Annotated in this window: 4 protein-coding genes; 3 read left to right on the top strand and 1 reads right to left on the bottom strand. The window is 68.1% G+C overall.

The window, feature by feature from the left end; genetic code table 11:
• Positions 1-119: 119 nt before the first annotated feature.
• Positions 120-1,157 (bottom strand): LacI family DNA-binding transcriptional regulator, encoded by a 1,038-nt coding sequence (locus tag F1735_RS31695; RefSeq protein ID WP_167240768.1) that lies wholly within the window; start codon positions 1,155-1,157, stop codon positions 120-122.
• 232 nt (positions 1,158-1,389) lie between these two features.
• Between F1735_RS31695 and F1735_RS31690 the strand changes: the two genes are divergently transcribed.
• From F1735_RS31690 to F1735_RS31680, 3 genes are all read left to right on the top strand, one after another.
• Positions 1,390-5,172: a GH36-type glycosyl hydrolase domain-containing protein gene (locus F1735_RS31690; protein WP_167240766.1), complete on the top strand. Its 3,783-nt coding sequence runs from the start codon at positions 1,390-1,392 to the stop codon at positions 5,170-5,172.
• 1 nt (position 5,173) lies between these two features.
• Positions 5,174-6,295, top strand: coding sequence for an ABC transporter ATP-binding protein (locus F1735_RS31685; protein WP_167240765.1), 1,122 nt, complete (start codon positions 5,174-5,176; stop codon positions 6,293-6,295).
• 237 nt (positions 6,296-6,532) lie between these two features.
• Positions 6,533-7,993 (top strand): FAD-dependent monooxygenase, encoded by a 1,461-nt coding sequence (locus tag F1735_RS31680; protein ID WP_167240763.1) that lies wholly within the window; start codon positions 6,533-6,535, stop codon positions 7,991-7,993.
• Positions 7,994-8,200 lie beyond the last annotated feature (207 nt).

The raw sequence follows: 8,200 nt of genomic DNA, 5'->3' as shown, positions 1-8,200 counted from the left end.
TCGTCCTGGGTAAGCACAATCTCCGTCGCAATTCGCATTAGCTTTCTCCTGGTTGATGCACAAGAATAGCGCCTCATCCGCGATATTTCAATACGAAGCACTGAGAATGCAACACTACACTAGCGCTTGCCGTTTTCCGTCACGCCCTGCGCATGTGCGCCGCACGAGCGCCGCACCACCAGTTCGGTTTGCACCACCTGCACGGTTTTTTTCGTCCCCTGCGGGTTTTCAATTTCGAAGGCCAGGCATTCGAGCGCGCGGCTGCCCATTTCGGTGATCCGCACGCGCACGGTGGTCAGCGGCGGCGTGACGAAGCGCGCCGTCGGCACATCGTCGAAGCCGACCAGCGCAATATCGCGCGGGACCACCAGGCCGCCCTCGCCCAGCGCGAACAGGCAGCCGATCGCCATCATGTCGTTGGCGGCGAACACCGCGTCGGGCAGGCGCTTCAAGGCGCGCAGCTGCTGGCCGGCGCGATAGCCCGATTCCTCGCCGAAGTCGCCGCGCAGCACTTGCGGCTCGAACGGCGGCGCGCCGGGCAAGAGGCGCGCCATGGTCTCGCGAAAGCCGCGCAAGCGTTCTTCGGCGTCGAAGTTGTCGGCCGGGCCGGCAATCATGACGATGCTGCGGTGCCCCATCTCGACCAGGTGCTGCACCATGTCGGCCGCGCCGCCGTGGTTGTTGACCGCCAGGGCCGAACAATCGTGGCCGGTGGCGCGCGTATTGACAAGAACGATGGGCAGATTGCCCGCCAGGTTGTCGGCCAAAAAACCGGCATCCACGTGCGGCGACATGACGACCAGGCCATCGACCCGGCCGCTCATGGCGCGCATGGCCAGCGCCGCTTCGCCGGCATCGCCGTGCGAACTCGATACCAGCAGGTGCAGGCCGCGCCGGTGCGCCGCCATGTCGATGCCGCGAATGAGCTCCGAAAAGAACTCGCCATGCAGGTCGGGCAGCACCACGCCGATGGTCTCGGTGCGGCTGGTCGACAGGCTGCGCGCGCCGCTGTGCGGAATGTAGCGCAAACTGCGCGCCGCAGCCAACACCAACTGGCGCGTTTCGTCGGTGACGGTGTCGCTGCCGTTGAGCGCGCGCGACACCGAGGCGACCGACACATTGGCCGCCCGCGCCACATCCTTGATCGTTACCGCCATAAAAACACCACGCTTTCATCCCTCCCGCATAAACTCCGGTAACCGATTACATTTTTCCTAATGTACCGCAATCGAGCTCAGCACACCGTGGTTTTTATGTAAATTTTTCTCCAAAAAAAAGCATGACTTTTGGTCGAAATTTTATTCTTTACACAAAGATGTCATGTAAAATTTATCAGGATGTAACCGCTTACATTGCGTTACCCCCTAAGCAAACCACCGTACCCTGCCCATGACTCCGATCCCGTTCAGTCCCGCCGCCGGCGCCCGCTTCCTCTCCAACGGCCATTTGCGGGTGCTCGTCACGGCCGCCGGGACCGGCGCCACCGACCTCGGCGCACATGCGCTGACGCGCTGGCAGGGCGACCCGGTGGAAGACGGCGACGGTTACTTTATCTACCTGCGCGACATCGACAGCGGCGAGTTCTGGTCGGTCGGCGCCCAGCCCTGCGCGGTTGCCGGCGCCCGCTATGGTTTCGGCAGCGACGATGGCGGCGCCTGGCTGTCCTGCCGTCACCTCGGCATCGAAGCGCGGCTCGACATCGTCGTCGCGCCCGAGACCGACGTCGAACTGCGCACCCTGACCTTGCGTAACACCAGCGCGCGCGTGCGCCGCATCGAAGTGACCAGCTATCTCGAAGTGGTGCTCAACAAGCGCGCCGCCGAAGCCGCGCACCCCGCATTCTCGAAACTGTTCGTGCAGACCGAATCGGTTCCCGCCGCCGGCGCGCTGCTGGCGCGCCGCCGTCCGCGCGGCGCCGACGACGCCTGTATCTGGCTGGTTCATGCCGCCAGCGGCGGCGAGGACGCCGGTATCGAGACCGACCGCAAACGCTTCATCGGGCGTGGCCGCAGCCTGGCCGCCCCAAGCGCGCTGGCCTCAAACGCGCCGCTGTCGGGAACCGCCGGCAACGTGCTCGATCCCTCGTTCAGCCTGCGCCGCAACGTGGCGCTCGAACCGGATGCGAATGCAGTCATTGCCTTTACCCTCGGCGCGGCGCCCGAGCGCGACGCCGCACTGGCCCTGCCGGCCAGCGCGCCAACGCCGGAACTGGCCGCGCGCATGGCGGGCGAACGGCGCGCCGCGCTGCTCACCGCGCTGGCGCTCGATACCGAACAAGGCGCCTACGCCGAAGCGCTGGCCGCCGCCATCTTGTATGGGGAAAGCGCCCTGCGCGCAGCGGGCGACGCGCCCCTGGCAAGCGACAGCCTGCCCGAGGCGCTCGGGCTGCCCAAGGACCGCGTGCTGTGCGTGGTCAACGCCATCGGTCCGCGCGACCCGCACGCGCAAGCCTTGCTGGACGCGGCGCGTTACTGGGATGCGCTGGCCCTGCCGCTGCACCTGGTGCTGGTCGGCGCGCAAGCCGACTGGCCCGCCTTGCCAGGCCCGGTCACCCTGCTCGACCCGATCCAGGTCGACAGCGCCGACCTCGATCGCGTGGCAGCGCAGGCGCGCATGGTGGTCAAGGGCGAGCTGCCGGTGTTCGGGCCGCGCGCCAGCGTCCTGCGCCCTCCGCGCCCGCCGCACCGCAAGCACCCGCAAGACGACGCCGAGCCGGCGCCGCTGCAGTTCTTTAACGGCGACGGCGGCTTTTCTGGCGACGGCAAGGAATATGTGATCCGCCTGGCCTGGGATGGCGCTGCGGGCCTCTCGCGCCCGCCCCTGCCCTGGACCAATGTGATCGCCAACGAACAGGTGGGCGTGCTGGTGAGCGAAACCGGCGCCGGCTACACCTGGAGCCGCAACAGCCGCGAACACCGGCTCACGCCCTGGTTCAACGACCCGGTGCGCGATCCGCACGGCGAAGCGCTGTATGTGCGCGACGAAGACGACGGCAGCTGGTGGTCGCCCATGCCCGGTCCGGCGCCGGCAGCGGCCAGCTACGAGGCGGTGCATGGCTTCGGCTACACCACCTTCCGCCACGCCAGCTATGGCCTGGAGCAGGAATGCACGGTGTTCGTGCCGCGCCACGACCCGCTCAAGATCGTGCGCATCCGCCTGCGCAATACCGAGGCGCGCAGCCGCACGATATCGCTGTTCTCGTACCAGCAACTGGTGCTGGGCAGCACGCCGGCCGACAGCGCGCGCCATGTATGCACCACCTGGGACGCGGGCGTGCTGCTGGCCACCAACCGCATGGCCGGCCCGTTCGCCGACGGCGTCACCTTCGCCGCGTTGATCGCGCCGCCGGCCAGCGCCAGCTTTCACAGCGCCGACCGCGCCGCCTTCATCGGCACCCAGGGCACCAGCGCGCGGCCGGCGGCGCTGGGCGAAGCGCGCCTCGACGGGCGCACCGGTCCCGGGCTCGATCCATGCGCCGCGTTCCAGGCGCGCCTGACCATCGCCCCCGGCGAAGATGCCGAATTTGCCGTACTGCTTGGCGAAACCACCAGCGCCGACGACGCCCGGGCGCTGGTGCGGCGCTACCGCGCCAGCGCGGCGGTGGAACAGGCGCTGGCCGAAGTACGCCAGTTCTGGCACGACACCGTCGGCGCCATCGAGATCGCCACGCCGGTGCCGGCGATCGACCTGATGGTCAACGGCTGGCTGGCCTACCAGAATCTGAGCTGCCGCATCTGGGGGCGCTCGGCCTTTTATCAGTCGGGCGGCGCGATCGGCTACCGCGACCAGTTGCAGGACGCCAGCGCCCTGATCTACACCCTGCCCGAAATGACGCGCAAGCAGATCTGCCTGCACGCGGCGCACCAGTTCACCGAAGGCGACGTGCTGCATTGGTGGCACCCGGCGCCGCTGGAAAAGGGCTTGCGCACGCGCTTTTCGGACGACCTGCTGTGGCTACCCTACATCACCGCTTTCTACCTCAAGTCCACCGGCGACTGGAGCGTGCTCGATGAAGTCGAAGGCTTTCTCAGCGCGCCGCTGCTGGAAGATGGCGAAGACGAAGTCTTCCTGCACCCTGAACCGGCCGGCACCAGCGCCGACGTGTACGAGCATTGCTGCCGCGCGCTGGACCGCTCGCTGACGCGCGGCGCGCACGGCCTGCCGCTGATGGGCACCGGCGACTGGAACGACGGCATGAGCCGGGTCGGGCGCGAGGGCCGCGGCGAGAGCGTGTGGATGGGCTTTTTCCTGTTCCGCATCATCAAGGACTTTTTGCCTGTGTGCGAGCGGCGCGGCGACAGCGCGCGCATCGCCGCCTACAGCGCTTACCGCGACCACCTGGCCGTGGTGCTCAATGGCGAAGGCTGGGATGGCCAGTGGTACCGCCGCGCCTTCTACGACAACGGCGCGGTGATGGGCTCGAGCGAGAGCGACGAATGCCAGATCGACGCGCTGGCGCAAGCCTGGTCGGTGATCTCCGGCGCGGCGCCGCTTGAGCGCGCACACATGGCGCTCGACGCCATGGAAGAGCGGCTGGTGTCGGACGCGGATGGCCTGATCCGCCTGCTCACGCCACCCTTCGTGCATACTGCGCAAGACCCGGGATACATCTTGGGTTACGTGGCCGGCGTGCGCGAAAACGGCGGCCAGTACACGCACGCGGCCTGCTGGGCGGTGCGCGCGGTGGCCGAAGCGGGCCGCAACGGGCGCGCCGCGCAACTGCTCGAAATGCTCAGTCCAATCAGCCACTCCTCGACCCCGGAGGCGGTGGCGCGCTATCAGGTCGAACCGTACGTGATCGCGGCCGACATCTATGGCGCCGATCCGCATGTGGGGCGCGGCGGCTGGACCTGGTACACCGGCTCGGCCGGCTGGGCCTACCGGGTCGCGCTCGAATCGGTGCTCGGTTTCACCCTCGAAGGCGGCGCCGCGATCCGCATGAAGCCGGTGGTGCCGGCCGCATGGCCGCGCTTTAGCATCCGCTACCGCTTGCCGGACGGCGCCACCAGTTATCACATCGAGGTAATCAACGACGCCATCGGCGACGGTTCGCTGGTGGTGGCCGCCTCGCTCGACGGCCGGGAAGCGCCGATCGAGGGCGGCGCGGCCATGATCCCGATGAAGGCCGACGGCGCGCAGCACCGCGTGGTCGTCGTGCTGCGCGCGGCCTGAGATGGCCCGGGTCCAGCTGACGGGCATCCGCAAGTCGTATGGCGCGCAGGCGGTGCTGCACGGGATCGATCTCGATATCGGCGATGGCGAATTCGTGGTCTTCGTCGGCCCGTCCGGCTGCGGCAAGTCGACCCTGCTGCGCGCCATTTGCGGGCTGGAAGACGTCGACGGCGGCGACATCCTGATCGACGGCGCGCGCGTGAACGACGTGCCGCCGGCGCAGCGCGGGCTGGCCATGGTGTTCCAGAGTTATGCGCTGTATCCGCACATGAGCGTGTACGAGAACATGGCGTTCGCCCTGAAACTGGCGGGCAAGCGCAAGTCGCAGATCGACGAGGCGGTGCGCAAGGCTGCGCAGACCTTGCAGATCGAAGCGCTGCTGCAGCGCCGGCCCAAGGAACTGTCCGGCGGCCAGCGCCAGCGCGTGGCGATCGGGCGCGCCATCGTGCGCCAGCCGGCCGTGTTCCTGTTCGACGAGCCGCTGTCGAACCTGGACGCTTCGCTGCGCGTGCAGATGCGCATCGAACTGGCCAGGCTGCACCGCACCCTGGCCAGCACCATGATCTATGTGACGCACGACCAGGTCGAGGCGATGACCCTGGCCGACCGCATCGTGGTGCTGCGCGCCGGGCGGGTGGAACAGGTGGGCGCGCCTTTGGCCCTTTACCACCGGCCCGACAACCTGTTCGTGGCCGGTTTTCTGGGTGCGCCGCCGATGAATTTTTTACGCGGCGAGATCCGCCAGTGGAACGCCGGCCAGGCCGTGGTGGCGCTGGCCGGGGGCGCGCAGCTGATGGTGTGCGTGGCGGAGAAAATGGCGCCGGGCGCGCACGTCACCCTGGGCATGCGCCCGGAGCACATTGCGCCGCACGTCGCCGACGGCATCCCGGCGACCGTGTTTGCGGTCGAACGGCTGGGCGAAGGCAGCTATCTGTACGCCACCGTGGTCGGCAGCGCCGAGCAGGTGGTGGTGCGGGCCGACCCGGACGCCACCTGGGAAGTGGGCCAGTACCTGCTGCTCGGGGCGCCGCTGGCGCGCATTCACGTGTTCGGCGAAAACGGCAGGCGCTGTCCGCCTGCGGGCGAGCCCAGGACCGCCGAACTTGCACCTGCTTGTGCCTGAGCGATTTTTGATCTAAGCTTGCTCTGTCGAAAATGGTAGACCGGTGTGGTGAGCCCCGGTCATCCTGCCGCACCTGCGGCGGGCAAACAATCGAGCCCATGGGGCCGCGGACCGCGACGGAAGGCGGACCTGCGCCGTTTTTCCGTGACGGCGCCGTCTCGACCCGGCTTTTCTCCTCCGTTCGGAATACGCCCTGTCCTTCGCCGTGCCTGCGGCAGCTCACCACAAGGACGTACCGTGCAAAACCATTCCCTCTCCCACGACAGCGCCGTCTTGATCATCGGCGGCAGCCTGGTCGGACTATCAGCCGCCTTGTTCCTGGCGCGCCGCGGCGTCGCCACCATCGTCATCGAAAAACACCACGACAGCGCGCCACACCCGCGTGCGATGGGCTTCACCGAACGCACCATGGAGCACTACCGCGCGGCCGGCATCGGCGAGCGCATTGCGCAAGTGCCGCCCCAGGCCCGCCTGCGCCGCGTGCGGGCCGATTCGCTGACCGGCGCCTGGCGCCAGGAGACCGAATGGACGCCTGGCGAAACGCAGGAGCGGCGCGCCAGCGCGTCTCCCTGCGGGGAAGGCGTGACGGCGCAGGTGCGTGTACGCGACAGCGGCGCGGTGCTCACGCTGCGCGCCGCTTACCTGATCGGCGCCGACGGCGCGGGCAGCCCGGTCCGTACTGCGCTGGGCATCGAACGCCAGGGCATCGGCCACCTGCGCACGCTGCGCAGCATCCTGTTCCGCTGCCCCGGCGCCGAACCCTACCTGGCGCGCGGCATCACGCAGTTCGACATCGAGCAGCCCGGGTTCAAGTGCTTCCTGACCACCTACGGCGACGGCCGCTGGGCGTTGATGTTCGACCAGACGCAGCCCGTCGGCGACGACCTGGTGGAGCTGGTGCGGCGCGCGCTCGGCCAGGACCTGGCGGTCGAGGTGCTGGCCACCGGGCGCTGGGAGCTTGCCGGCCGCATCGCCGATCGATTTTCGCAAGGGCGCGTGTTCCTGGCCGGCGACGCCGCCCACCAGCTGCCGCCCACCCGTGGCGGTTTTGGCGCCAATACCGGCATCGACGACGCAGCCAACCTGGCATGGAAGCTGTCCAGGGTCGTACAGCGACGCTCGTCGCCCCTGCTGCTCGATACCTACGATGCAGAATGCCGCCCGATCGCCTGGTTGCGCCACCAGCAGACGTTGGCGCGGCCCGACTATGCCCAATGGGCCAAGGGGACCCTGGAGCACGAAGCGCTGTTCGGCAATGAAGCGATGGAGCTGGGCCAGTTGCAGCGCTCCGCCGCCATCCTCGGTGCCGGGCCCGCACTGCCAGCGGCGGCGCATCCCGATCAATGGGCCGGCCAGCCGGGAACACGCATGCCCCATGTGTGGATCGAGGCCGGGGGACGTACGCTGTCCACGCTCGATCTGGCCACGGACGGCTTCGTCCTGCTGGCGCAGGACCGCAGCTGGATCGATGCCGCACGCGCGCAGACGGGGCCAGCATGTCCGCTGCGCGCCTTGCAGGTCGGCGTGGAGATCGTGTTCCCGGCGGACGCCAGCTTCGAGCATCGCTTCGGCGTCGCTGCCGACGGGGCTGTGCTGGTGCGCCCGGACGCGCTCATCGCATGGCGGGCAAGCCGGCTGGCTGCGGATCCGGCCCGGACCCTGGCCGACGCGATCAAACAGGTGGCGATGCTCGCTTAAGCACCATGCGGCCAGGTACAGCCCGCGCTTGCCTGGCTAAAAGACAGCAAGAGATCTCGCAAGGCGCTTCCACTGTCGCGCTAACCTGAATGTTGCATAAACCGCCGCCGCAGCGTCACTTTTCCGATGCCGGAGTTTTTCAACTTAAATCGGAATGTCGCGGGCGATAGCGTCCCTACCCAATTGAACGGGACAGTCAATGAAGCG

The organism is Massilia genomosp. 1, assembly GCF_011682185.1.
Taxonomy (GTDB): Bacteria; Pseudomonadota; Gammaproteobacteria; order Burkholderiales; family Burkholderiaceae_D; genus Telluria_A; species Telluria_A rubra.
This window is presented reverse-complemented; position numbering and strand designations above follow the sequence as displayed.